This window comes from Bacillus sp. FSL W8-0920 (assembly GCF_038593215.1).
GTDB classification, from domain to species: Bacteria; Bacillota; Bacilli; order Bacillales; family Bacillaceae; genus Bacillus; species Bacillus pumilus.
In genome coordinates this window covers 2655947-2681670 of record NZ_CP151974.1, presented here as the reverse complement: position 1 = coordinate 2681670, position 25724 = coordinate 2655947, and the positions used below count along the sequence as shown (strand labels likewise).

The 25724-nt window shown below is 41.1% G+C and carries 25 protein-coding genes; 15 read left to right on the top strand and 10 right to left on the bottom strand.

Features of this window, described 5'->3' with window-relative positions; all coding sequences use genetic code 11:
• The first annotated feature begins 6 nt into the window (after window positions 1-6).
• From NSS78_RS13555 to NSS78_RS13540, 4 genes are all read left to right on the top strand, one after another.
• Entirely contained in the window at window positions 7-654 is a 648-nt protein-coding gene (locus NSS78_RS13555; RefSeq protein WP_050943555.1) for a triacylglycerol lipase, read from the top strand.
• Between the two features lie 98 nt (window positions 655-752).
• A complete protein-coding gene (locus NSS78_RS13550) occupies window positions 753-962 on the top strand; it encodes a hypothetical protein (protein ID WP_106029022.1) in 210 nt (69 codons plus the stop codon).
• 71 nt (window positions 963-1033) lie between these two features.
• A complete protein-coding gene (locus tag NSS78_RS13545; protein ID WP_050943556.1) occupies window positions 1034-1597 on the top strand; it encodes a cysteine hydrolase family protein in 564 nt (187 codons plus the stop codon).
• Between the two features lie 294 nt (window positions 1598-1891).
• Window positions 1892-3052, top strand: coding sequence for a collagen-like protein (locus NSS78_RS13540; RefSeq protein WP_342468142.1), 1161 nt, complete (start codon window positions 1892-1894; stop codon window positions 3050-3052).
• Between the two features lie 181 nt (window positions 3053-3233).
• Here NSS78_RS13540 and rpsD read toward each other — a convergent pair whose 3' ends face one another.
• Complete coding sequence (rpsD, locus tag NSS78_RS13535; RefSeq protein ID WP_012010904.1) at window positions 3234-3836, bottom strand: 30S ribosomal protein S4; 603 nt, start codon at window positions 3834-3836, stop codon at window positions 3234-3236.
• A gap of 297 nt (window positions 3837-4133) precedes the next feature.
• Entirely contained in the window at window positions 4134-4631 is a 498-nt protein-coding gene (locus tag NSS78_RS13530) for a GAF domain-containing protein (RefSeq protein ID WP_137055353.1), read from the bottom strand.
• A gap of 126 nt (window positions 4632-4757) precedes the next feature.
• Here NSS78_RS13530 and refZ point away from each other — a divergent pair, with 126 nt between their 5' ends.
• The gene (refZ, locus tag NSS78_RS13525) at window positions 4758-5423 is read left to right on the top strand and encodes a forespore capture DNA-binding protein RefZ (protein WP_113387241.1); all 666 of its coding nucleotides are present in this window, start codon (window positions 4758-4760) and stop codon (window positions 5421-5423) included.
• Here refZ and hisJ read toward each other — a convergent pair.
• Window positions 5393-6208: a histidinol-phosphatase HisJ gene (gene hisJ / locus NSS78_RS13520; protein WP_106035227.1), complete on the bottom strand. Its 816-nt coding sequence runs from the start codon at window positions 6206-6208 to the stop codon at window positions 5393-5395. The genes refZ and hisJ overlap by 31 nt on opposite strands.
• Before the next feature lie 340 nt (window positions 6209-6548).
• Between hisJ and ezrA the strand changes: the two genes are divergently transcribed.
• Window positions 6549-8252 carry a septation ring formation regulator EzrA gene (gene ezrA, locus NSS78_RS13515; RefSeq protein ID WP_342468141.1) on the top strand — a complete coding sequence of 568 codons (1704 nt, stop codon included), beginning with the start codon at window positions 6549-6551 and terminating at the stop codon, window positions 8250-8252.
• A gap of 40 nt (window positions 8253-8292) precedes the next feature.
• On the opposite strand, the gene brnQ (NSS78_RS13510) is transcribed toward ezrA, so the two are convergent.
• Window positions 8293-9636: a branched-chain amino acid transport system II carrier protein gene (gene brnQ / locus NSS78_RS13510; RefSeq protein ID WP_003216733.1), complete on the bottom strand. Its 1344-nt coding sequence runs from the start codon at window positions 9634-9636 to the stop codon at window positions 8293-8295.
• A 210-nt stretch (window positions 9637-9846) separates the two neighbouring features.
• A complete protein-coding gene (gene brnQ, locus NSS78_RS13505) occupies window positions 9847-11190 on the bottom strand; it encodes a branched-chain amino acid transport system II carrier protein (protein WP_342468140.1) in 1344 nt (447 codons plus the stop codon).
• A 200-nt stretch (window positions 11191-11390) separates the two neighbouring features.
• Here brnQ (NSS78_RS13505) and NSS78_RS13500 point away from each other — a divergent pair, with 200 nt between their 5' ends.
• The 5 genes from NSS78_RS13500 (at window position 11391) to NSS78_RS13480 (ending at window position 16596) form a co-directional block, all read left to right on the top strand.
• Entirely contained in the window at window positions 11391-12533 is a 1143-nt protein-coding gene (locus NSS78_RS13500) for a cysteine desulfurase family protein (protein ID WP_050943562.1), read from the top strand.
• A gap of 4 nt (window positions 12534-12537) precedes the next feature.
• Window positions 12538-13743: a tRNA uracil 4-sulfurtransferase ThiI gene (thiI, locus tag NSS78_RS13495; RefSeq protein ID WP_342468139.1), complete on the top strand. Its 1206-nt coding sequence runs from the start codon at window positions 12538-12540 to the stop codon at window positions 13741-13743.
• Window positions 13744-13832: 89 nt separating this feature from the next.
• Entirely contained in the window at window positions 13833-14045 is a 213-nt protein-coding gene (locus NSS78_RS13490; protein ID WP_003216385.1) for an alpha/beta-type small acid-soluble spore protein, read from the top strand.
• Between the two features lie 225 nt (window positions 14046-14270).
• A complete protein-coding gene (locus NSS78_RS13485; protein WP_003216281.1) occupies window positions 14271-15851 on the top strand; it encodes an acyl--CoA ligase in 1581 nt (526 codons plus the stop codon).
• Window positions 15852-15981: 130 nt separating this feature from the next.
• Entirely contained in the window at window positions 15982-16596 is a 615-nt protein-coding gene (locus NSS78_RS13480; RefSeq protein WP_106029029.1) for a LysE/ArgO family amino acid transporter, read from the top strand.
• Between the two features lie 111 nt (window positions 16597-16707).
• Here NSS78_RS13480 and NSS78_RS13475 read toward each other — a convergent pair whose 3' ends face one another.
• The gene (locus tag NSS78_RS13475; protein WP_034620625.1) at window positions 16708-17139 is read right to left on the bottom strand and encodes a MarR family transcriptional regulator; all 432 of its coding nucleotides are present in this window, start codon (window positions 17137-17139) and stop codon (window positions 16708-16710) included.
• 117 nt (window positions 17140-17256) lie between these two features.
• On the opposite strand from NSS78_RS13475, the gene NSS78_RS13470 reads away from it, so the two are divergent.
• Both NSS78_RS13470 and NSS78_RS13465 read left to right on the top strand, forming a co-directional pair.
• Window positions 17257-17844 carry an NAD(P)H-dependent oxidoreductase gene (locus tag NSS78_RS13470; RefSeq protein ID WP_050943566.1) on the top strand — a complete coding sequence of 196 codons (588 nt, stop codon included), beginning with the start codon at window positions 17257-17259 and terminating at the stop codon, window positions 17842-17844.
• Between the two features lie 104 nt (window positions 17845-17948).
• A complete protein-coding gene (locus tag NSS78_RS13465; RefSeq protein ID WP_342468138.1) occupies window positions 17949-19301 on the top strand; it encodes an amidohydrolase family protein in 1353 nt (450 codons plus the stop codon).
• A 40-nt stretch (window positions 19302-19341) separates the two neighbouring features.
• On the opposite strand, the gene NSS78_RS13460 is transcribed toward NSS78_RS13465, so the two are convergent.
• Entirely contained in the window at window positions 19342-21279 is a 1938-nt protein-coding gene (locus NSS78_RS13460) for an ABC transporter permease (protein ID WP_113387235.1), read from the bottom strand.
• The gene (locus NSS78_RS13455) at window positions 21269-22030 is read right to left on the bottom strand and encodes an ABC transporter ATP-binding protein (protein WP_003216695.1); all 762 of its coding nucleotides are present in this window, start codon (window positions 22028-22030) and stop codon (window positions 21269-21271) included. Before NSS78_RS13455 ends, NSS78_RS13460 begins: the two co-directional genes overlap by 11 nt.
• A 322-nt stretch (window positions 22031-22352) precedes the next feature.
• Here NSS78_RS13455 and NSS78_RS13450 point away from each other — a divergent pair, with 322 nt between their 5' ends.
• Together NSS78_RS13450 and NSS78_RS13445 are read left to right on the top strand one after the other, a co-directional pair.
• Window positions 22353-22697 (top strand): PadR family transcriptional regulator, encoded by a 345-nt coding sequence (locus NSS78_RS13450; protein ID WP_003216467.1) that lies wholly within the window; start codon window positions 22353-22355, stop codon window positions 22695-22697.
• On the top strand, window positions 22688-23935 hold the full coding sequence (locus NSS78_RS13445) for an FtsW/RodA/SpoVE family cell cycle protein (RefSeq protein WP_003216717.1): 1248 nt from the start codon (window positions 22688-22690) through the stop codon (window positions 23933-23935). Before NSS78_RS13450 ends, NSS78_RS13445 begins: the two co-directional genes overlap by 10 nt.
• A 70-nt stretch (window positions 23936-24005) precedes the next feature.
• Here the strand turns inward: NSS78_RS13445 and NSS78_RS13440 are convergent, their stop codons facing one another.
• Both NSS78_RS13440 and NSS78_RS13435 read right to left on the bottom strand, forming a co-directional pair.
• Window positions 24006-25010, bottom strand: coding sequence for a sensor histidine kinase (locus NSS78_RS13440; RefSeq protein WP_050943570.1), 1005 nt, complete (start codon window positions 25008-25010; stop codon window positions 24006-24008).
• Window positions 25010-25699 (bottom strand): response regulator transcription factor, encoded by a 690-nt coding sequence (locus NSS78_RS13435; protein ID WP_212046222.1) that lies wholly within the window; start codon window positions 25697-25699, stop codon window positions 25010-25012. Before NSS78_RS13435 ends, NSS78_RS13440 begins: the two co-directional genes overlap by 1 nt.
• Window positions 25700-25724: the final 25 nt, after the last annotated feature.

Genomic DNA, 25724 nt, shown 5'->3' with positions numbered 1-25724 from the left:
GGGGGAATGAAAGTGATTTGTTTTAAGAAAAAGAGTTTGCAAATTCTTGTTGCGCTTGCATTAGTGATAGGTTCAATGGCCTTCATCCAGCCGAAAGAGATCAAAGCGGCTGAGCACAATCCGGTTGTGATGGTACATGGCATTGGCGGTGCGTCTTATAACTTTGCTTCTATTAAAAGTTACTTGGTCACACAAGGCTGGGATCGTAACAAATTATTTGCTATCGATTTCATAGACAAAACAGGGAATAACCGCAACAATGGTCCGCGTCTATCTAGATTCGTCAAAGATGTGTTAGACAAAACGGGTGCTAAAAAAGTAGATATTGTGGGTCATAGTATGGGCGGAGCGAACACGCTATATTATATTAAGAATCTAGACGGCGGTGATAAAATTGAAAACGTCGTCACAATTGGTGGAGCAAACGGACTTGTTTCAAGCAGAGCACTACCAGGCACGGATCCAAATCAAAAAATTCTTTACACATCTGTCTATAGCTCAGCCGATATGATTGTTGTCAACAGTCTCTCGCGTTTAATTGGCGCAAAAAACGTCCTTATCCATGGCGTTGGTCATATCGGTCTATTAACCTCAAGCCAAGTGAAAGGGTATATTAAAGAAGGACTGAACGGCGGAGGACAGAATACGAATTAAAAAGCAAAAAAAGACAGCGAAAGCCGCTGTCTTTTTTGATGTCATCTGACATATGGCAACTGCTAGATGAAAGAGATATTGAAAAGGGAGGAAAAACGATGACGCAAAAACTCAAGCATTATTTCTTCGGATACTTTCTCTATTTTCCATGCTCATTTCTCATCATCTATTTCATTTGGATGAAGTTCGTCAAATCAGTTCCAATAGATGAGGTGCTATCTAATTGTACATCAATTATCGGTATCTATTACATCATCACTAGTGTGTGGTTTGTCTTTTTGATGCAAAAACAGGTAAAACACCAGTAAAAGCATGTACAAATGGATCACCATTCCTTACACTACAAGTAGTGGATAATAATATTCGGAGGTGAGCGTTTGTGCAAACGAGTCAAAAGGCTTTGATCATTGTCGATGTACAGAAGGCGTTCGAGCATGAAAAATGGGGAGAACGAAATAATCTAGAGGCAGAGGAGAATATCAGCCGCCTATTGAGGTTTTGGAGAGAGAAAGGCTGGACAGTCATTCATATTCAGCATACATCCGGCAATCCAGACTCTGTGTTTCATCCGGCAAATGAAGGACATCTGTTCAAAGATATCGCCAGACCGTTAGAGGAAGAAACGGTGATCCAAAAGAAAGTCAACAGCAGTTTCATTGGTACGAACTTGGAGGAACAGTTAAGATCAAACCATATTGACACGGTCGTGATTGCAGGGCTCACAACACCGCACTGCGTATCCACAACCACAAGAATGAGCGGAAACCTTGGCTTTGATACGTACCTCATCTCAGATGCGACAGCCGCCTTTGGACTAACAGATCATACCGGTACATATTTTGACCCAGAAACGATCCATCAGCTCTCACTTGCCACACTGCATGATGAATTTGCGACTGTCATGACAACAGATCAATTGATTAGTAATTGGATGGTAAAATAAAAGATACCGCCATACGCTTAATAATACTTGAGAGAACCTTGGAACAAAAAAATCCTCTAGAATTCTAGGGGATTTTTTTCATGATAGATTATATGGTTTTGAATAGCTTTTTATGAAAAAACAATAGACAAATTTAGCGCAAAATACAATCAAATTTTCAAAACCAAAAGAATTTTAGAATAATCTAGCAATTTGTGTTTATTCTACGCTTATCTTTATTCTTTGTACGTTTTACTTATCCACACCTATTTACAGATGTGGCATATGAATAATGATAAAGGAGATGAATAACTGATGGGTTGTGATAAGTATAAAAAATGCCCTAAATGTAAACAGAAACTATCAAAATCAAATTGTTGCATCATTTGTGAAACAAAAGTAATTGTAGGACGAAGAGGATTACGGGGATTACGAGGGGTTCGAGGAGCCACAGGAGCGACCGGTCCAACAGGTGCAACAGGCACGGGCACAGGAGCAACGGGAGCAACGGGTGCCGCAGGAGCCACAGGAGCAACCGGTCCAACAGGTACAACGGGAGATACGGGAGCCACAGGAGCAACCGGTCCAACAGGAGCCGCGGGAGCCACAGGAGCGACCGGTCCAACAGGTGTAACAGGAGATACGGGAGCCACAGGAGCAACCGGTCCAACGGGTGCAACGGGTGCCGCAGGAGCAACCGGTCCAACAGGAGATACGGGAGCCACAGGAGCAACCGGTGCAACGGGTGCCGCAGGAGCAACCGGTCCAACAGGAGATACGGGAGCCACAGGAGCGACCGGTGCAACAGGAGCAACGGGTGCCGCAGGAGCAACCGGTCCAACAGGTGCAACAGGAGATACGGGAGCCACAGGAGCAACCGGTCCAACAGGTGCAACAGGAGATACGGGAGCCACAGGAGCAACCGGTCCAACAGGAGATACGGGAGCAACAGGAGTAACCGGTCCAACGGGTGCAACAGGAGATACGGGAGCCACAGGAGCAATCGGTCCAACGGGTGCAACAGGAGATACGGGAGCAACAGGAGCGACCGGTGCAACAGGAGCAGGGCTAGCTGAATTTGCATATGTATACAATCTAAGTGCTGAAACAGTAGCTTTAGAGGCCCCGGTGATTTTTGACTCAACTGGAATTATTACTTCTGGTATTACACATGCCCCTGGGACTTCTCAAATTATAGTCACCAATCCAGGAAACTACGAGGTTACTTTTTCAGTTTCTGGCGTAGAGCCAAATCAATTTACCCTATTTGTAAATGGAGGTCCTGTGACGAACACAGTTTATGGGTCAGGAGCTGGTACTCAACAGAATAACGGTCAGGCAATCCTCGCTCTAGCAGCGGGTGACACGCTTACTCTTGTAAACCATACTTCCGCAGCAGCAGTTACTCTTCAAACCCTAGCAGGAGGGACTCAAACAAACGTGAATGCCTCTATTATTATTAAAAAATTAGACTAACTTAAATGTGTAGAAATGCTTTTAGAAGTTTTGCCTGGTGCTCGTCTTGTGTATAGTCTGTTTTCTATATATGTTTTAAATTGATTTGTTCATAGGAGAATCGCAAACAAAAAACCCTAGACCACCTTGAACAATCAAGGGATCTAGGGTTTGTTTGATCTCTCTTTGGAGAGTCATGAAATTAACGAGAGTAGAACTCAACGATTAGTTGTTCGCTGATTTCAGGCGCTAATTCAGAACGCTCTGGAAGACGAGTGAAAGTTCCTTCAAGCTTTTCAGCATCGAAAGTAAGGTATTCAGGAACGAAGCTGTTAACTTCAACTGATTCTTTCACAACTGCAAGGTTTTGAGATTTCTCACGAAGAGCAATCGTTTGACCTGGTTTCACAGAGAAAGATGGGATGTCTACACGGCTTCCATCAACAAGGATGTGACCATGGTTGACTAGCTGACGAGCTTGGCGACGAGTACGAGCAAGGCCAAGACGGTATACTAAGTTGTCAAGGCGAGTTTCAAGAAGGATCATGAAGTTTTCACCTTGTTTACCAGGAAGTTTAGCAGCTTTGTCAAATAGTGTACGGAATTGACGTTCGTTGACACCGTACATGTGACGAAGTTTTTGCTTCTCTTGTAATTGTAAACCGTATTCAGATAGTTTTTTGCGTTGTCCTGGACCATGTGGGCCTGGAGCGTAAGGGCGTTTTTCAAGTTCCTTACCTGTTCCGCTTAATGAAATGCCTAAACGGCGGGAAATCTTCCAACTTGGACCTGTATAGCGAGCCATAATGTGACTCCTCCTTATTTGTTTTTATTTGTGAAAAATAAAAACCGTCTGTTCTTTGTCTTTTCCGTCATTATGTTTTCATGCATCCTCGCTCCAGCAGCAGGGAGTTACAAGATGCACCTTCATATAGAAGGAACAAAATGATACAAAAAAGCCGAACAAAAAGGCTGCCATATTTCACACAAACTCTATTATATGACGCTGGATAGGAGAAGTCAACCTATTTAGAGACAATGGCGATGCTTCGCGTCTGCGAAGAAAATAAAAAAACAGACAATATGCCTGCTTTTTGTAAGATTACTCATTTGTAGAGGTGGATAATGCCTTTTGGAGTACCTCGGTAAATTGAATTAAGTAGGTTTCATCTACTTCACTGAAACGGTCTTTCACGGGACTGTCAATGTCGAGCACCCCAATGATCTCTCCATTTACCTTGAGCGGAACGACAATTTCAGATTGTGATGCTGCATCACATGCGATATGTCCAGGGAATGCGTGCACATCAGCGATACGCTGGACTTCACCTGTTGCAAACGCCGTACCGCAAACGCCTTTTCCAGATGGGATACGCACACATGCAGGCAGTCCGTTAAACGGCCCGAGCACAAGCTCGCCGCCTTTAGCCAAATAAAACCCTGCCCAATTGACCTCTGGGAGTGAATGATACAATAGCGCCGCCGCATTTGCTAGGTTGGCAATTAGATCAGGCTCACCATCTGTAATGGCTTCTACCTGTTTAACGAGCAATTGATAGTCTTTTGATGGATCGCCAGACTGTTTTTCGACATGAAACATGAAAATCTCCTACTTTCTATCTCAAAAATACATAACTTGCGTCTCACATGTGGGATTTGTCGAGCAATTGTAAAAGGAACTTCCGCCTTCATCTTGAAGTATGTACACATGAAGAGGGGTGAGCGGATGAAAGCATCAACAACCATGCAAACAAAAGACCGTATTATTGAAGCTGCCATCAGACTTTTTAACCAAAAAGGATTTTCTGGAACCTCTGTCCGTGAGATTGCGAAGGAAGCAAACGTCAATGTTGCCCACATTTCTTATTACTTTCAAGGAAAAGGAGGGCTGCTTGAGCAGCTCGTATCCGATTTTTATGAAGGCTATATTCACATGATTGAATCACATATCCATCACATGGAAACTCGTCATGCAAAAGAATGCTTACTACATGTGGTTTTTGATATTTTATCTTATCAGCACGAGCACCGTCAATTAACCCGTTTCGTTTATCGAGAGGTAACGATTGATTCGACGCTCATTAGAGAAATTATGTCGACCTATTTAACGAAAGAAAAATATTTGTTTCAGCTCATCATTGAAAAAGGAAAAAGCACCCATGTGATTTGTGAGCAGCTCTCCATCTCCTCTTTTATGATTCAGCTGAAATCACTACTCATGATGCCCTATTTACAGCCGCAATATTTAACGGAGGTGCTTTATTTAAATCCAAATGAGCCTTATTTCTATCAAACGTATTTTAAAGAACTGAGCCGCTCGCTTCATCATTTACTAGAACCCAAAAAGCCGGCATTAGATTCTCATTTAAAACTCATGATGTCTTCGAATTGATCATAAGCATATCCGAGATCTTCCGCTTGATGGGCATCAGACCCAAAAATGAGCGGAATTTTTTTCTGTTTTGCAAGATCAATCATCCATTGATCTAAATAGATACTTCTGGCATATGTTTTACGAAGACCTGATGTATTAAAATCTAAGGACATGCCTTTTTTTGCCGTTTCTTCAAGACAAAGGGTGACCTTTTGACAAAGTGCAGATGTCATCTCAAATGGGAAAAGCTGTTTGAATTTCTGCACAAGGGTGATATGACCGATTCTATTTGGCTTATAGCGACCTAAAGATGATAGAATAGAAGAGTGAATTTGGTCATAGTAGCTTTGATAGACCTGTTCGATGCTGCCATAGAGGCTTATTAGCTGCTGGAAGGCATGCTCGTCAAAATCAAGGCAAATATAATCATCGCCAGCAGGAAGAAAGTGAACAGATAAAATGCTATCGTCTAGTTCTGGACCATAGCAGTCTAAAAAGGCACTTGTTTCCTCTTCATACTCTTTGATATAGTCAACCTCAAGCCCAGTTTTTACTATTAATTGGCCTTTGTATTCCTGTTTCAACTGATCCAATTTCGTTATATACGAGTCAAGTTCTTGGAGCTTCATGGCACTATCCTGCTCTGGTGTTGGATCTTGAAACGATGGAGGCAGAGGGGCATGCTCGGTAAAGGTTATGGAATCAAATCCCTTTTTGATGGCTTTTTCAATATAAGAATGAAAAGAATCAAGCGAGCCGTGCGGGCAAAACGGTGTATGTAGATGTGCATCTTGCTTCAGCATGTCGTCACCTCTTGTCGATATTTTGAAAAACGTCATGTTTATCAGCGAAAATAATGAAAAATCATGACCAAAAATGCTGGTTACATGGTATCATAATAACAATGAAAACGACAGCTTCCGCATACATAAAAGCAGGTCACATGGATACGTGTGATCAAATGATAGAAAGCGATCAAATACTTTCTTGAAAAACATACATACAACCGTGAATGGATGGTATTGGAAAACATACGATCCTGTTTATAAAAAGACAAATGCAAAGCGGACACGAAAGGGTTCTCAGGTCTACTCGGGACACTTTTACCCTGACATCACTTAGATCACAACAAGGGGGCTCATTATGGAGTTTATCATCGGTTTAATTGTCATTTTGCTTGCTTTGTTTTCAGTCGGTTATTTCCTCAGAAAAAATATATATAAAGAGATTGACCGATTGGAAGCATGGAAAATTGAAATTTTAAACAGATCAATTGTAGAAGAAATTTCAAAAATCAAACACTTAAAAATGACCGGAGAAACAGAGCAATTTTTTGAAAGATGGCGTGCAGAGTGGGACGATATCGTCACAGCCCATCTTCCAAAGGTAGAGGAGCTATTATATGACGCAGAAGAGTATTCTGATAAATATCGATTCTCCAAAGCTAAGCAGGTTCTAACGCATATTGAGGATTTGCTGAGTGCTGCTGATTCGAACATTGAAGACATTTTAAAAGAAATTGCAGACCTTGTCACAAGCGAGGAGCAAAATCGCAAGGACATTGAAAAGGTCAAAGAGCAATATCAAACGGTTCGAAAAAATCTGCTTGCGTACAGCCATTTGTATGGCACCCTTTATGACAAAATGGAGCAGGACTTAGATGAGGCCTGGGAAGGGATCAAGCAGTACGAGGAAGAAACAGAAAACGGAAACTACATGCAAGCAAGAAAGATTTTGCTTGAGCAAGACCGCAGACTCGACCAGCTTCAACTATATATCAATGATGTACCAAAGCTTATTGCAGACTGCAAACAAACCGTACCAGGTCAGCTGACGAAGCTGAAAGACGGATATCAAGAAATGTCGGAAAAAGGCTACAAGCTGGAGCACATCCAGATCACGAAAGAGCTGGAGACTTTAAACAAACAGCTTGCGAGAGCGGAAAAATTGCTCATTGATGAACTCAATTTAGAAGAGGCATCAAGCATTCTGCAAATGATTGATGATGCGATTGAGACGCTGTATGATCAGCTAGAGGCGGAAGTAGAGGCAGGTCAGGAAATTAAAAGCAGAATGCCTGAGCTCACAGAAGCATTCGAAAAGCTCGAGCAAGATCACACACAAACAAAGGCAGAAACGGCTCTTGTGAAAGAAAGCTACAAGCTGACAGCAGGAGAACTCGATCAACAGAAGGCATTTGAAAAACGTTTAGAAGAAATTGAAAAGCTGATGAAACAAATCCGTGAGAAGCTTGATCGTGATCACGTGGCATATTCATTATTAATGGATGAAATCAATCAGCTGGACACCTTTATCGAGGATGCAAAAGCATTGCATGACACATTTAAAGGTCATCTCCAATCATTAAGAAAAGAAGAATTACAAGCGAGAGAAACACTGACTGAGCTCAAAACCATGCTGACAGATACAGTACGCCAGCTGCATAAAAGCAATATTCCAGGTGTACCTGCTGAGATGAAAGAGCGGGCTGAAAAAGCGCAGGAGATGATTCATCAAGTGCACGAGCAGCTGGAAAACCTGCCACTCAACATGCCGGCAGTAAATCAGCAATTAAAAGATGCTTCTGACACAGTCAAAAATGTTGTGGATGAGACAGAAGAAATACTTGGTAAAGTGGATCAAATTGAACGAATCATTCAATATGGCAATCGCTTTAGAAGTCAAAACCACATTCTTTCAGAACAATTGAAAGAGGCTGAACGAAGATTTTACGCCTATGATTACAACGGATCATTTGATATAGCAGCAGCGGCTGTTGAAAAAGCATCACCCGGAGCTGTTCAAAAGCTGTTAGCTCAGCAAGAAAAAGAGTATCAGCATCAATAAAAAAGCTGAAGTCCTATCAATGGACTTCAGCTTTTTTATATTATGACGCTTGTTTTTGACGCTCTTCTGAAGCAGAAGAAGTGAAAAGAGAGATTACAAATCCGATCACGATTCCAAGTATTGCAGGGACAATCCAGCCTATGCCAAGGTCATATAAAGGCAGTATTGATTGGAAGACGTCTTTTATTGGATCGATTGGAAGTTTCGCTGCTGCTAAGCCGTCAAATAAGCTAACGCAACCTGTTAAAATTAAAGAGAGAGCATATACAGGTCTTCTATGTCCAAGCCACTTATCAGCAAGTGACAAAACAATGATCACAATCGCTAGCGGATAAATCGCAGTTAAAACTGGTACAGAGAAAGCGATAATATGAGCAAGTCCAAAATTCGAAATGATAAAACTGAATAATGTCACGAGTGTAACGACCATTTTATACGAAAGCTTAGGTAGTAACTTCGAGAAATACTCTCCGCATGATGTAACGAGGCCGATACTTGTTGTTAAACAAGCAACCGTAATCGCAGCACCCAACACAATATTTCCTAAGCTGCCAAATAGGAATTGAGAAGACTGAGCCAAGATTTTACTACCATCTCCAACAAAACCAATGGCATGTGTACTTGAAGCGCCTAAATAAGCAAGAGATAGATAAACAAATGTTAATCCGCAGGCTGCAATCAGACCTGCTTTGATACAAGCAGATGTCAGTGCCTTTTTACTTGTCACACCGCGTCCTTTAATGGCGTTGATGACAACAACCCCAAACACTATAGAAGCAAGAGCATCCATGGTTTTATAGCCCTCTAAAAATCCTTTGAAAAATGATCCGTTGCTATAGGATACATCAGGTGTGCCAATGACGCCCATCGGCGTTAAAATGGCTTTGACAATAATAATAAGAATGATCGTAAATTTAATCGGTGTTAACACTTTCCCTACACGATCTACAATCTTCGTTGGATTTAGAGCAAGATAATACGTAATACCAAAAAAGACAAGTGTGAATAAAAGAAGGGAGAGCCAAGCTGGTACACCTGCTAAAAAGGGTAATGCACCAATTTCATATGAAACCGTTCCTGTTCGAGGAATAGCGAAAAGCGGCCCAATAGATAAATATAAAATGACGGTAAACGCTGTTCCAAAAGCTGGGTGAGCTTTATCAGCTAATCCTTTCGCATCTCGACCTGTTAAAGCGATCGCAATAATCCCTAGAAGAGGTAAACCGACACCTGTTAATAAAAATCCGCCCATTGCTTTCCATACATTTGTGCCAGCATATTGCCCAAGCTCTGGTGGATAAATCATATTTCCGGCGCCGAAGAATAGAGCAAATAACATAAAACCGATAATAACTGTATCTTTCGTCGACAATGTTGCCTTCATTGAATATAAAGCCTCCAATATTATGTTGAAATATTCTGTTAATTAGTTGCTAGGTAACCGTTCATCATTAACAATCACTAATTATAAAGGATGTGCGTCTGATGTCAACATGTGTTTTCGTACAAAAGTCATGAATTTTTCTATTTTAGTATATGGAGGACAATAAAAAAACATCCCCTTCATCTTTGGAAGGGGATGTTTGAAGTATGATTATGATGCGAGCTGTTTAGGCGGGCTAGTCAACATAGAGATGAGTACGCCAATACCTGCGCCGATAATTGCTGGTACGACCCATCCGATGCCTAAATCGTAAAATGGAATGAATGCATCTAAGAAGGCAGGCAACCCACCGAGATTGATTTTGGCAGCTAATAATCCATCAATGATGGCAAAGAAACCAGTAAAGATGAGGGATACTACATAAATCACTCGTCTACCGTTAATCCAGCGGTCAAGGAATGACAATAAAATAATGACAATTGCCAGTGGATATATCGCTACGAGTACAGGGACCGATAGAGAGATGATTTGTGCCAGTCCAAGGTTTGCAACCAATGTGCTAAATAAAGAAACAATGAGTACGACTGTGCGATAAGAAAGTGCTGGGAAAAGCTTTGAAAAATATTCGCCGCATGATGAGACAAGCCCAACACTTGTTGTGAGACAAGCAAATAAAATGGCTACACCAAGGACAATGTTACCAGCAGAACCAAATAAAAAGTTTGCTGATAGTGAAAGCAGTTTGCCGCCTTCATTTGCCCCAACCATTCCGGTTGTATCAGGACTTGAAGCACCGACATAAGCAAGCGAGATATACACTAGTGCTAGTCCAGCTGCTGCAACAAGGCCAGCTTTTATACAGGCCGCCGCAAGAGATTTGCGCTCTGTGATGCCTCTTTCTTTAACAGCTGTCACAACAACGATTCCAAATACGAGTGAAGCGAGAGCATCCATTGTTTTATAGCCCTCTAAAAACCCAGTGAAGAGAGGGTTTGCTTTATAAGTCGCATCAGGCGCACCGATTATTCCCATCGGTGTAGCTATGGCTTTAAATACAATAATTGCAATGACCGTTAATAAGATAGGTGTCAACACTTTGCCGATTCGATCAACAAGCTTTGAAGGGTTCAAAGCGAGCAGATACGTAATCGTGAAAAACACAATGGTGAATAAGAAAAGCGGTACCCATGAAGAGGTTTGTGTTTCAGACAGAAACGGTGCTAAACCAATCTCGTAAGAAACCGTACCTGTTCGCGGGATAGCAAAAAATGGTCCTATGGATAAATACAGAATGACAGTGAAAATGGTTCCAAATATAGGATGGGCTTTATCCGCAAGGCCTTTCGCACCGGTACCTGTAAGGGCAATAGCAATAACTCCTAGAAGCGGAAGACCAACTCCGGTGAGTAAAAATCCACCGATAGCAAGCCAAACATTCTCACCTGCATATTGTCCAAGGACAGGCGGGAAAATCATATTTCCTGCGCCAAAGAATAATGCAAAAAGCATTAAACCAATGGCTAATGTCTCTTTTATACTTAAACTATTTTTCAAAATAGTTCCTCCTTATCCAATGTAATGTGCTAAATTTAAATATTCTGACAATTTAGGTGTTTATGTGCCAATTGCACTATGCATGATATAGTGAAAATGAAAAGTTGTCAACTGCCATTTTCAGAAAATTCTCTGTCTGACTTCATTATGGTAACATATAAATGCATTTATTTTTAAAGCTTTTTGTAAGGAGTCCAAGTATGATTTATCTCGATAATAGTGCAACAACAAAACCGTACCCTGAGGTTTTACAAGTATATCAGCAAGTGAGTGAACGTTTTTTTGGGAATCCGTCTTCGCTACATCAGCTTGGAATTGATGCGAGCCGCTTGCTAAGTGAAACGAGAAAACAAATCCTTCACTATACAGGTTTGAAACAATATGAGGTTATTTTTACTTCTGGTGCAACAGAAGCAAATAACATCGCCATTAAAGGAGCAGCTCTCGCCAAAATGAATCGGGGGAAACATATTGTGACAACAGCAATTGAACACCCGTCTGTCATCGAATCGTTTGAACAGCTGAAGGCTTTATTTGGTTTTGACATCTCCTATATTCAAGTAAATGAGCATGGCCATGCAGATATGAATCATTTAAAAGAAGTGCTTCGCCCTGATACAGTGCTTGTCAGCATGATGCACGTCAATAACGAAACGGGTGCCACCCAGCCAATTGAAGAAGCTGCTGGCATGATTCGTGAGCATGCTGAAAATGCCCTATTTCATGTCGACGGGGTGCAGGGAATGTGCAGAGTAGCACTTGATAAACAACTGGATGTGGATCTTTTGACGATATCTGGCCATAAAATTCATGGCTTAAAAGGCACAGGAGCGCTCTTTTTAAAGAAAGGTGTAGTGCTTGCCCCTTTTATCACAGGAGGAGAGCAGGAATTAGGCCTACGTTCAGGTACCGAAAACCCTGCTGGTGCTGTCAGCTTAGCAAAAGCCATGAAACAATCATTCGAGCTGCAAAAAAAACATCATGATGAAATGTTAAACTTAAAAACGCAGCTGCAAAAGCAGCTTGGAGAAATAGAAGGTATTGTCATCAACACACCGCTGACGCAAAGTGCGCCGCACATTGTGAATTTTTCAGTACCAGGTATTCAAATTGAGGTCCTTCTTCATATGCTTGAAAAAGAAGGCATGTATGTTTCGACAACATCTGCCTGTTCAGCCAAGAAAAAAGAGCCAAGCCAAGTTCTCCTAGCGATGGGGAGGCCGGAAGAAGTGGCAAAAAGCAGTATGAGAATCAGTTTGACGTATGGACAAGGACCCGAACTAGCGCCGCAAATCATCACATCGATCGCACAAAGTGTGAAAAAATTAAAAGGAATGAGATAACAGCATGAAATATGATCATATTTTAGTCCGTTTTGGTGAAATTTCAACAAAAGGAAAAAATAGAAAGAAATTTATTGAAAAACTAAGGCAGCATATCCGGTTTGTATTAAAAGACTTTGAAGCATTAAAGTATGCATCTGACAGAGACCGCATCACGATCATGCTGAACGGGGAAGACCCTGAACCGATTTCAGAACAGCTTAAAGGTATATTTGGCATTCAGAGCTTTAGTCTGGCAGTGAAATGTGAGACAAACCTCGATGCCATCAAAGAAGCGGCACTCACAGCGGTACAGAAAGTATATGAACAAGGAGATACATTTAAGGTCTCAACGAAACGCTCTTATAAGCAATTTGAACTTGATTCAAATGAAATGAACCGGGAAATTGGCGGACATGTGCTGAAGAATACGGAAAACTTAACGGTCAATGTCAAACAGCCGGATGTACATTTGCGCATTGAAATAAGAGAACATGCGACATACATTACATTTAAAGATGTCAAGGGTGCAGGCGGACTGCCAGTGGGTTCAAGCGGAAGAGCGATGCTCATGCTTTCAGGCGGCTTTGACAGCCCAGTTGCCGGCTACCAAGCGATGAAACGCGGAATTCAAATTGAGGCCGTCCATTTCTTTAGTCCCCCATATACAAGTGAACGTGCCAAGCAAAAGGTCATTGATCTTACAGAATGCTTAGCTGCATATGGGGGCGAAGTGAAGCTTCACATCGTACCTTTCACAAAAATTCAAGAGCTGATTCACAAACAAGTACCTGAAAACTATACGATGACATCAACAAGAAGAATGATGCTGAAAATCGCAGATAAAATAAGAGAGAAGCGTGATGCTCTTGCGATTATTACCGGTGAAAGCCTTGGACAAGTCGCAAGTCAGACACTTGAAAGCATGTATGCCATTAACCATGTAACCAATACACCAATCATTCGCCCGCTTATTGCGGTTGATAAGAATGACATTATTGAAGAAGCGAGACGAATTGGCACATACGATACAAGTATTCAGCCTTTCGAGGATTGCTGTACGATCTTTACGCCGCCGTCTCCTAAAACAAAACCAAAGCTTGAGAAAGTAGAACGCTACGAAAGCTTTGCTGATTTCGAGCCAATGCTTGATGAGGCAGTGGATCAAATCGAAACGATTATCGTCACAAATGAGAAGAAAGCGGCTGACGAATTCGCTGATTTATTCTAAAATAAAAATTTCATAATAATTACCATAAAATCGATCGCATGAAGTCATGTGTTTCTACACATTCTATATTCACAAGGAGGTGAGAACACATGGCTCAACAAAACAGACAAAGCAGTTCTAATCAATTAGTCGTTCCAGGCGCTGCACAAGCGATCGACCAAATGAAGTATGAAATCGCTTCAGAATTTGGTGTAAACCTTGGACCAGAAACAACAGCTCGCGCTAACGGATCAGTTGGTGGAGAAATCACTAAACGTCTTGTATCTTACGCTCAACAACATATGGGTGGCGGATCTTTCTAAGACACACAATTAAAAAGCTATGGCTTAGGAGCGGGATCATTCCCGCTCTTTTCTTTTTGTACATAAAAATAGTTTGAATATTTACAAAAAAGAAGACGGAATGAAAAAATTATGGCATAATACTAGGAGTAGGTCCTAATTCAAGCATTTTTCAGTTATGAATGTTAGAATAGGTAAATTGAAACATGTTTCGTTTCATAGAAAGAGGCTAAAAGGAGCTGTACCATGAAAAGAGAAGACTTAATTGCACCAGAACAATATAACTTAGTCAGTGAGATTGAAGCGTTCAGTCATGACAAGGAGAAAAAGGCCCTGCACTGGCAGGATGGAAATGGCTACGAAGCACATGTGACGTATGCATCTTTAGTGGAAGAAGCAAATAAAATTGGTCATGTATTATTAAATGCAGGCTTTAAAAAAGGCGATAAAATCATTGTGATGGTGCCGCGCATGCTAGAGGCATACAGCATTTATTTAGCGATCTTGAAAACAGGAATGGTCGTCATTCCTTGTTCAGAAATGCTGCGTGCAAAAGATTTAGATTACCGAATTGAACATGCAGAAGCAAAGGGAGCGATCGTTTACTCTTCATTCATTCAATCGTTCGACGGAACCAATCAGCCAAACGATTTTAAAACATTCTCAATCGGTGAAAACGATCATGGCTGGACAAATATTCTTGCGGAAAAGGATCACCAATCAAGCGAGCTTCCAATGGCTCCAACAACACGCACAGACATGGCGTTCTTATCCTATACATCTGGTACAACAGGCAACCCAAAAGGGGTTGTTCATACACATGGCTGGGCATATGCACATTTACGCACCGCTGCCAAAGCATGGCTCTCCATTAATGAAGGAGATAAAGTATGGGCGACAGCAGGACCAGGCTGGCAAAAATGGGTGTGGAGCCCACTCTTATCTGTGTTAGGAAGTGGCGCAGAAGGCTTTGTATACGGAGGAAAATTCAATCCAAATACGTACTTAGAGCTGCTTCAAAAAAATGAAATCAATGTCCTATGCTGTACGCCGACAGAATACCGATTTATGGCGAAAGTAGATGACTTAAGTCAGTACGAGCTGCCAAAATTGCATAGTGCCGTTTCTGCAGGAGAGCCACTGAACCGTGAAGTCATTGATACATTCAAAAAGCATTTCGATATAGAAGTACGAGATGGCTATGGCCAAACAGAAAGCACACTGCTCGTAGGGGTGCTAAAAGGAATGGACATCAAGCCAGGCAGTATGGGAAAACCAACACCTGGAAACGAAGTCGAGATCATTGATGAGGACGGCAGCGTATGCGCTCCTGGAGAAATTGGTGATATTGCGGTTCATCTTGAAACGCCGGCTTTATTTAAGGAATACTACAAAGATGAAGAGCGTACAAAGGCGCAGCGCCGCGGGAATTACTTTATTACGGGTGACCGCGCGAAAAAAGACGAAGATGGGTACTTCTGGTTTGAAAGCCGTAGAGATGATATCATCGTCAGCTCAGGCTATACCATTGGACCGTTTGAAGTAGAAGATGCACTGATCAAACACGCAGCAGTCAAAGAATGTGCGGTTGTGGCTAGCCCTGATGAAATTAGAGGATCAATCGTCAAAGCATATGTCGTCCTACGTGATGGAACTGCACAAAGTGACGAGCTAATCAAAGAGCTGCAAACGCATGTGAAAAACACAACAGCACCTTACAAATACCCAAGAGAAATCGAATTCATCGACGAGCTGCCAAAAACACCGTCAGCGAAAATTCGCCGTGTCGAGCTGAGAGAAAGAGAACTTGCACGAAAAGGATCTTGATGAATAAACGAAAAGCGTTTGGATGAAAGCATCCAGCGCTTTTTTTATGGAAAATCAAATCTGCTGGAAGCGATCATGATGTTTTATGTTAAAATGTGAAGAAATTGCTGGAAAAGGAGAATGTTAGAAGATGTTCATTGCCATCATTCATGGAATCGTGCTTGCTTTTGGCCTCATCTTACCATTGGGCGCACAAAATGTATTTGTGTTTCAGCAAGGAGCGCTTCAGCCGCGATTATATCAGGCTTTACCTGTCGTTATCACTGCTGCTCTTTGTGATACACTATTAATTGCATTAGCTGTCATTGGTGTTTCTGTTGTGGTGTTCACCATTCCTGTACTGCAAATGTGTCTTTATATCATTGGGTTTTGTTTTTTAGTTTATATGGGATGGTCCGTGTGGAACACAAGCTCATCAACAGATGCTAAAGAGAAGCAGGAATTCATGCCTGCGAGAAAACAAATTGTCTTTGCCTGTTCAGTTTCACTTTTAAATCCCCACGCCATTCTCGATACCATTGGTGTGATTGGAACAAATTCGCTTCAATATAACGGGGCAGAAAAATGGGCATTTACACTCGCTTGTATCATCGTGTCCTGGTTATGGTTTATTGGGCTCGCTCTTTTAGGGAAAATGCTAGGGAAGTTAGATACAAACGGTAAGTGGATGAACCGTATCAATAAAGCTTCAGCGGTCATGATCTGGCTTGTCGCGTTATACATTGCCTATCAATTGATTGTATAAAAGTACATAGAGAAAAAAGCGAGAAGCGTTTGGGTAGATGAGAGCCCGCGCTTTTTTGTATTTTGACGTTTAGCCACCTTTGCATGAGCGTATCGCTCATGCCTTTTTAGGTTATTTTTTGAAAATCGTTTGATTTAAAAGACGGAAAGCTTGTACGATATCATCCATTTGTTCTATATCCGAGGAAGTTAGGCTGTCTAATAGCATCCCTTCGATATGCTGAAAGGCTTCGTTCATACAGGCACGGCCTTTGTCAGACAGCATAATGACATGTTTTCGTTTGTCATCACGGTCTTCTTCTCTATCAATGAATTGTTTCTCGTGCAGTTTTTTAAGTTCTCTGCTGACATTCGGAAGAGACATGTGCTGACAGTCGGCAATTTCACTAGGCGTAAGCGGCTCGCTGACAGCTAGTTGCTCTAGTATTAAGTATTGTAAGGTCGTTAAGTTAGCTGGTTTGACTTTGTTCATCAGGTCATGTTTTAGTTCTGAAAAAGTAGAAGCAAATGCTACGAATTCCTTGAAGAAATGGGGATGTTTCATGTTTATCACCTCCTACGTAACATACCAAAATTATTATCAAAAAACAATTATCATTTGACAACTATTTAACGGAGGTATATCATTTGGTTATCAAATGATAATAAAAGGAGATCATACATGAATGTACTCATTATTTATACTCACCCCCATCACAATAGTTTAAATGGTGCTTTTTTAAAAGAAATCATGAAAGGCAGTGAAGAAAATCCACTAGTTCATGAAGTGAAAATCATCGATTTATACAAAGAAGAATTTGATCCTGTGCTGATTTTTAATAAAGAGAAAAAAAGGCGTGACATGCATAAAGACCCTGACATTCGGATGTATCAGGAGAAGATCAAATGGGCGGACAAAATCGTGTTCGTATATCCTATTTGGTGGGGAAGACCTCCAGCCATGCTGCTTGGCTTTATTGACCGCATGTTTGCTGCGAATTTTGCTTATCGTCAAACAGGCGGGCTGTTTCCAGAAGGACTGTTAAAAGGAAAAAGTGCTGTTTGTGTATCGACGATGCAAGGGCCAACCAACTACCCTTTGTTCTTTTTGCAAAATGCACACAAGATCTTAATGAAACGAGCCCTTTTACACTATGTCGGAATCAAACCTGTGAAGTTCTTTGAGTTCGGCATGATGGAAAGCCCAAAAGGAAAACATGACGTCAAATTAAAACGTATCTACAACTATTTCAGAAAAATCAGCTCATAAAATAGTTAGCGAAGTCACTTTTCTTCTAATTCAATCCTTTTATGTTTTAAAATAACAGTGAGGGTGGGAGAACTCTTCCTCGTCATTTGAAAAGGGGGATATGGATGAAGAAAACATTGTTTAAAGATGCAGCGCTTTTAACACTTGATCCAACTTTAGGTTTTTTAGAAAAAGGAGATTTATTAATTGAAGGGACACACATTTTAGAGGTCGGACCTTTCATTGAAGCAAATGATGCTGACATCGTCGATGCGTCCGATATGGTGATCATGCCAGGGCTTGTGGATACACATCGTCATGTGTGGCAGTCTGTTATCAGAGGCATAGGCACAGATTGGTCGTTGCAGACATATTTGAGCAAAATCTATTATGGAAACTATGGTGCGATGAGACGCCCATCCGATGATCGAATCGCAAATTATTTAGGGGCATTAGAGGCATTAGATGCCGGAGTGACCACATTTCTAGACTGGACGATGATCAATTCAATGGATCATACAGAAGAACTCATCGGAGGTTTGAAAGATGCGGGCATTCGAGCTGTTTTTGCTTTCGGTTCCTCTGGAGATGCTGAGTATTGGGATAGGGAGAGCACGCTCACCAATATGGAGGACGCAGCACGCGTGAAAAAAGCGCATTTTCAATCATCAGATCAGCTTTTGACGATGGGGCTTGCGATTCGTGGACCAGAGTTTTCTTCATGGGAAACTTCAGTATTTGAAATTGAAACAGCCCGGTCTCTAGATGCTTTATGCAGTATGCATATTGGCTTTGGGAACTGGGGAGCGGAGGATCGTTCAATTGAGCGACTTCACAAAGCGGGATTACTTGGACCTGATCTCAACATGGTGCATATCAATGCAATCGATGCGGATCAAATGAAGATGCTGGCAGACAGCGGAAGCTCCATATCCATTACACCTGAAATTGAGATGATGATGGGTCACGGTTATCCTGTCACAGGACTTGCGATCGAACAAGGTGTTCTTCCAACACTCGGTGTAGACGTGGTCACAGCGACAGGCGGTGATTTGTTTGCTCAAATGAAATTTGGACTTCAGGCAGAGCGCGCGCTCCAAAATCAATCATTGCTGATGGAGGGCATTATGCCAGGACCTGAACTTGGGATTTCTGCTCATCAAATGCTTGAAGCTGCGACGATCAATGGAGCTCGTGCATTACAGCTTGATCATAAAATTGGCTCGCTCACACCTGGAAAAGAAGCTGATTTCATCCTGATCGACCGAACAAGCATGAATCTTCTGCCGATGACAGATCCGGCTGGAGCGGTTGTCCAAACGGCACACCCTTCAAATGTTGATTCTGTCTATGTGGCTGGAAAAGCAGTGAAACGAAACGGAAAGCTTGTCGGTGTGAACCTAGAAGAGGTCAAACGGAAAGCTTATGCGGCAAGAGATCATATTCTATCGCATAAGTTTGAATCAACTCAATCATAAACAAATATATCCCCATAGGCAGTGGCCTATGGGGAATAAATTACAAGGATTCTTTAATGACCTTTTTGTAATACTGGACAGATAGGAATCCGAAGATAGAATATAACACCGTATAAATCGACATGACGATGAGCATTGGTGTCCACAGTTCACCGCCGAATAAAAACCAGCCTGACTGTACGGCAAAGTAGCTGTGCAGCAATCCGATGATGAGCGGAATCCCAAAGTTAAATAGCTGTTTGAGTCGTATGCCTTTTAATAGATCTTTCTCTGTAAAGCCAAGCTTACGTAAGATCGTGTACGAGCTTTGTTCTTCTTCACTTTCATTCATCTGTTTGAAGTATAAAATACAGCCTGATGTGACAAGGAAGCTTAGACCTAAAAATCCGAGGACAAACATCATCAGTCCCATTGTTTGTTTCTGCTGCTGAGCTGAAGCTAATTGAGACATGCTGTCATCACCCATTTTTAAAGAAGTAAAGATGTCATTGGCTTGTTCAATATGTTTCTCATCATTTACATTGATCGCAATATATTGGTTATTCTCAAGCTGAAGCTTAGGATCCTTGTTTTGGTCCAGCTGTTCAAAGACGTTTTGACTAACAACGGCAACAGGCATGCCGCCAGCAGTGAACCGGTAAGAGATTAAGTGATCTTTCTTCATATCAATGACTTTTAAATCAAGTGGTTTCTTTATCAGAAGTTTCACATCACCTGAGCTTTTAATCGGCATGACTTTTTTTAATAAATCATTGTAGCCGCTTAAAATGACTTCGTTGTTCTCTACATGAATGCTTGGTACGTTCCTCTCACTAATTACAGGAAATATCAATACTCCTGGACTCTTATTCAAACTGCTTAACTCCGTATCAATGATCTTCTTTGCGTCAAAATCCGCTTGAATGACCTTGAACTGCTTTTTTTCATATGCAATATGCTTGCCTGAAAGTGCACGAGTGAAGGTGGCTGCTTCCTTTTCAGAGCCCATGACAAAATGTGATGGAATCTGTTGTTCAGCCGTTTTTTCTGCTGAGTAATAGGAAATGTAGCTTAAAGATAACAACCCGATCGCAAGAGCAGATACGGTTGTAATAATCGTTAAAAGCAGTGCATTTGATTTTAACCGGAACATAATAGATGACAAAGACAGGACTTCATGAATGGCGAGATAGCCATTTTTTCTTTTCCGTACAATATTGGCAATGAAAGAAACAGAGCCTTTATAAAAAAGAAAGGTACCGATAATGACAGAGGCTAGAATATAAATCATGGCTGAAAATAACTCAAGCATAGACGTATATGAGCCGCTAAAAAGCTGAGAAGAAATATAATAGCCTGAGCTGATCAAGGCAATACCGAAAACCCCAATGATGATTTCAAACACAGAGATCTTTTTCACACGCTGCTCTGTAGAAGACGTGGTTCGAAACAAAGATAAAATTGTCTGTTTACTAATAAACCGTCTATTTCTTAGCATAATTAATCCATAGATGATGAAAAAGACGATAAGTGTCTGCAAAAGGGCCATGCCTGAAAAATGCAGGTTGGCGATGGCGTTCACGCCGGTTACTTTAAATAACACCATCAGCATGAGCTTTGAACCAATAAATCCAGCTATGATGCCAACAGCCATTGAGAACACGTAGAGGATGAAATTTTCTGCATTGAGCAGTTTGGCAATTTTTTGTTTCGTCATGCCAATGAGCTGCAGGAGACCTATTTCTTTCCCTCGGCGTTTAATAAAAATGCTGTTCGCATATAACAGGAAGATCCCAACGATGGCAATAAGCAGCACCGAAGCGGCTTTAATCGACGCACCGCCTTTAATGGACCCTTTTACATCATCAAGTGCTGGTGAGTACTGCAAGGTGACAAAAGAAAAGTAGAGCGCCACACTAAATACAAGAGCGAACACGTATAAGTAGTAATTTTTCAAATTTTTCTTCAGGTTTCGGAAGACGAGCTGATTAATGTTCATGCTTCACACCGCCTAAAACACCTTGCGTTTTCATAATATCCTCGAAAAACATCTTTCTCTCTAAAGCACCTTTATTCAACTGAGTATAAATTTGTCCGTCCTTGATAAAAATGACGCGTCTTGAATAGCTGGCTGCAACAGGATCATGTGTCACCATGACAATGGTCGCTTTTCGTTTTCGATTGAAATCTTGCAGTTTATTGAGTAAATCAGATGCAGATTTGGAATCAAGCGCTCCAGTAGGTTCATCCGCAAAAATCAGACTCGGCTCATGAATGAAGGCACGAACCGCTGATGTCCGCTGTTTTTGTCCACCAGAGAGTTCATTTGGGTATTTGTCTCTTAGTTCATAGATGCCCATGTCCTCCGCAAGCTGTTGAAAACGTTCGAAAGCTTCTTTCTTCGGCGTTTTGGAGATGGATAATGGCAAGAGGATATTCTCTTTGACCGTGAGTGTATCAAGTAAGTTATAATCCTGAAAAACAAAGCCAAGTTGCTTTTTTCTGAATTCTGCAAGCTGCTGATCTTTCATTTGTGTCATCTCAACATCTGCGATACGAATTGATCCGCTGGACACATGATCAATAGAGGACAATACGTTCAGAAGGGTTGTTTTCCCCGAGCCTGATGGCCCCATAATACTGACAAATTCTCCGGCTTCAATGGTCAAATCAATGCCACTCAGCACCTCTTGTTTGTTGAATTTATTTCCGTAGCTTTTATATATTTTGCGAGCTTCTAAAATGTTCATTTGTCGATCCCCTTTTCTATTTAATTGATATCTCTAGTATAAAAAGAAGCCCGCCGGACTTCCTTCGATTTGGCGAACAAAACAGACGAGCATGTGACATTGTTGTCACATGCTTGTTTTTTTAAACGGTTCATATGTTTTGTTTAAGTCCGTTTCTGATGATCACACATTCATTTTATCTGTTTTTCATTCTTATGTATCAATCTTCTTGGATTTTTCTTGGTATTATGACGTTTTGGAGCTTTACATGGTCATTTTATTCATGTAAGATATGCATATCAAATATATGCATAGTAAATCTATGTATTGGGAGTGATCAGGAATGAAAGTAAGTAAAGAGCTTTTAAAGGGAAGTACAGCTACCCTGATTTTAAGCTTGTTAAATGAAAAGCCAATGTATGGATATGAAATGATCAAAGCATTGGAGGAGAAGTCTGAAGGTATTTTCAGCTTTAAAGAAGGAACAATCTATCCGATTTTGCACAACTTGGAGGGGAAAGAATTCATTATCTCTTACTGGGGCGAAGGGAATGGCAATCGGAAAAGAAAATATTACAAAATAAATGAACAAGGAAAAGCATTTATGCAGGAAAAGAAAGAAGAATGGGATGTTTTCAAAAATGCAGTCGATGGCGTGTTGAACGGAGTGAAAATCGCATGGGATTAGAAAAAAAGTTTGAAAAATATATGAAGAATGTATGTAAACGAGTCAAAAATAAAGATGTCCATTCGGAAATCAAGCTTGAACTTATGGATCATCTATACACGCTAAAAGAGGAAGCGATGAATGCTGGGATGTCTGAAGAAGAGGCGGTGGATCAAGCGCTAGAGCAAATTGGGGATGCGACCATTCTTGGAGCGCAGCTTCATGAAACACATAAAACCGAAATGGATCTTAAAATGTTTCTTCTTGTATTAGCCGCTTGTTCTTTTGGACTGCTTATCATGTACTTTTTGCAGTTTCATTCGGGGTTTACAAATCTACAAGACATGAATATTTTTTATAAAAGTCTCGCCTTTTATTTAGTTGGACTAGTGCTTATGTTTGTTTTATTTTCCTTCGATTATCGGCGCTTATTGAAATACTCCTGGCATTTATATATAGGAACGCTTGGAATGGTGCTTCTGACGATGATTTTTGGGATAAGAGTAAACGGTGTTCTGTTTTTAAGATTAAGCGATATCTCAATCAATTTGACGGAGGTCGTACCATTTCTTGTGGCTGTTTCTTTAGCAGGTATCTTTCACTCTTGGAATTGGGAGAATGGTCTCAAAGCTTGGCTTGGAGTAGGGATTATGGCTTTACCAGTTATTCTAATCAGTGCGATTGGTTTTCTTCCTGCGACCGTTATCTGTTTTGTCATGTGTTTAACGATGATGTGTGTGTCTAGTGCTAGTTTAAGGCAAATCATTCCGCTGGCAGCAGCAGGCGGTATATATCTAATGTTTGAAATGTTTTCTCTTTTTCAAGCAGGTAGACAACTTTACACAGTCCATCAATTTAGTTCAAACGGACTTCAAATCATTCCTTCTGCAATGTCCGAGGTTCACACTGATTGGATGTTTACATATATCATTTTTTCATTTGGCTGGCTAGCAGGAGTCGTTGTACTTATGTTGTTTGTCATTTTTATTTACCGAATCTTTCATACAACAAAACGCGTAAAAATGGCTTATGGAAAAATGCTGATGACAGGTTTTGCAGCTGTGTTTGCAGCAAAATTGATTTTAAGCATTGTTACTAATTTCGGCTTTCTGCCTTTTTCTGGATTGTCCATGCCTTTCATGAGCTATGGCGGTTCTCATATTCTGCTTGAATTGATGGCTGTTGGGATGATTTTAAGTATTTATAGACGTAGAAAGGTGGGAGATATTGTGCGTCAAGAGGCAGAGAGCATTTCTTAAATAAAAGAATGAAATCTCTTCGCACTAGCTTGGGAGCCAGATGCGAAGAGATTTTGATTCGTCTGTTTTGTCACATGCTCGCAATATGCACAAAATCATTCTTTTTCGGAAAGATGAAGGTGAAGGTTGTGCCTTGATCTATCGTGGAGTTGACCTCGATCTTGATATGAAGAGCGTCTGCTCCTTTTTTTGTTAAATAGAGTCCCATTCCTGTTGAGGCTGTGTCATTGTGATGTCTAGTTGAGGTAAAGCCTTTTTCAAAAATACGTGGAAGGTCTCTTGGGTCAATTCCTCTGCCTTGATCTGTAATCGTCAGCATCACTTGGTCATCCATTTTCTTGCTTTCAATGGCAATATCGGACGATTGGCTGTACTTGACTGCATTTGTGAGTAACTGTCTGATCATAAAGGATAACCATTTTGTATCACTTAATACGTGACGTTCTTCTAGCGTGAGTTCAAAGCCGATCCCTTTTTGCATGCACCATGATTGGAGCGCTTTGATTTCCTTCGCTATGATGCTTTGCAGGTCCAGCTGTTCAATAAATAAATCATTTTCGATATGACGTATTCTGCTTTGATGCAGCTGGGCATCGAGTAATAAATGAATTCTGAGCCATTCGTACGTCATATTTGATTTCAGCGGCTGCTCTGTTAAGCGGTCAATCATCAAGTGCATCGCTGTGAGAGGTGTCTTCACTTCATGTATCCATGAGAGTAATTCATCCTTCTCTTCTTCAAGGGCAATTTGCTGTTCTGCTGCCATTTTTCGGTAGCGGGCAATTTGCTCAGACGTCGCATCATGTACAAGCTGTTCAAATGGGGAAGATGGCGTGAGCCGCATTTGATGATCAATATGATCATCCCATTCTTTCAGCCGCTCATAATACGCCGTTTCTTTACGGTATCGGAAAAAGAGAAAGACGATCATGAAAAACGTAGATAATAACACAATATAAAAAAGAGATGCCATTGGAATGGTCGTATCCAAATAAGCAACAAACAGAATGAGGAGCTGCAAACTAAGAAAGAACAGAATCCAGCTTCTTCGTTCTTTTAAAAATGCGTGCAGCATCATTGATCATCCTTTTCCTTTGCAAGATAGCCTTGGCCCACTTTTGTTTCAATGTAGGTGCCAAGGGAGATCTCATCTAGTTTTTTTCTAAGGCGATTGACGTTCACAGTAAGTGTATTGTCACTGACAAACCGTTCATCCTCCCACAGTGCTTGAATGAGTGATTCCCGGCTGACAATATGATTTTTATGGTGAATCAATTCCTTGAGAATAAATAACTCATTTTTCGTTAATTCAACTTCACCGTGATCATTTGTGACGGTGTTTTTTTCTAGATCAATCGTAGCGCCGCACCATACCTTTAGGCTAGCCGGTTCTGCATTATAATCATGCACGCGGCGAAGAACGGCACTGACTTTGGCAATAAGCACGTCAAAGTGAAAGGGCTTTTGTACAAAATCATCGGCACCGAGCTGCATTGACATGACCATATCAGCAGGATGGTCACGTGAGGAGAGGAAGATGATTGGTACATTTGAATGATGCCGAATCATCCGGCACCAATGAAAGCCATCGTATTTTGGGAGCTGTATATCGATAATGACGAGATCAGGCTGAACAGAAGTGAATTCCTGCATCACCTGTTGAAAATCGTGAATCCCATAAACATCATAGGACCAATTCACTAAACGTTCTTTGATTTCTTGGAAGAGGGTTGTATCATCCTCAATGAGTAAAATTTTAAACAAAACCAGCACCACACTTTTTGTATTC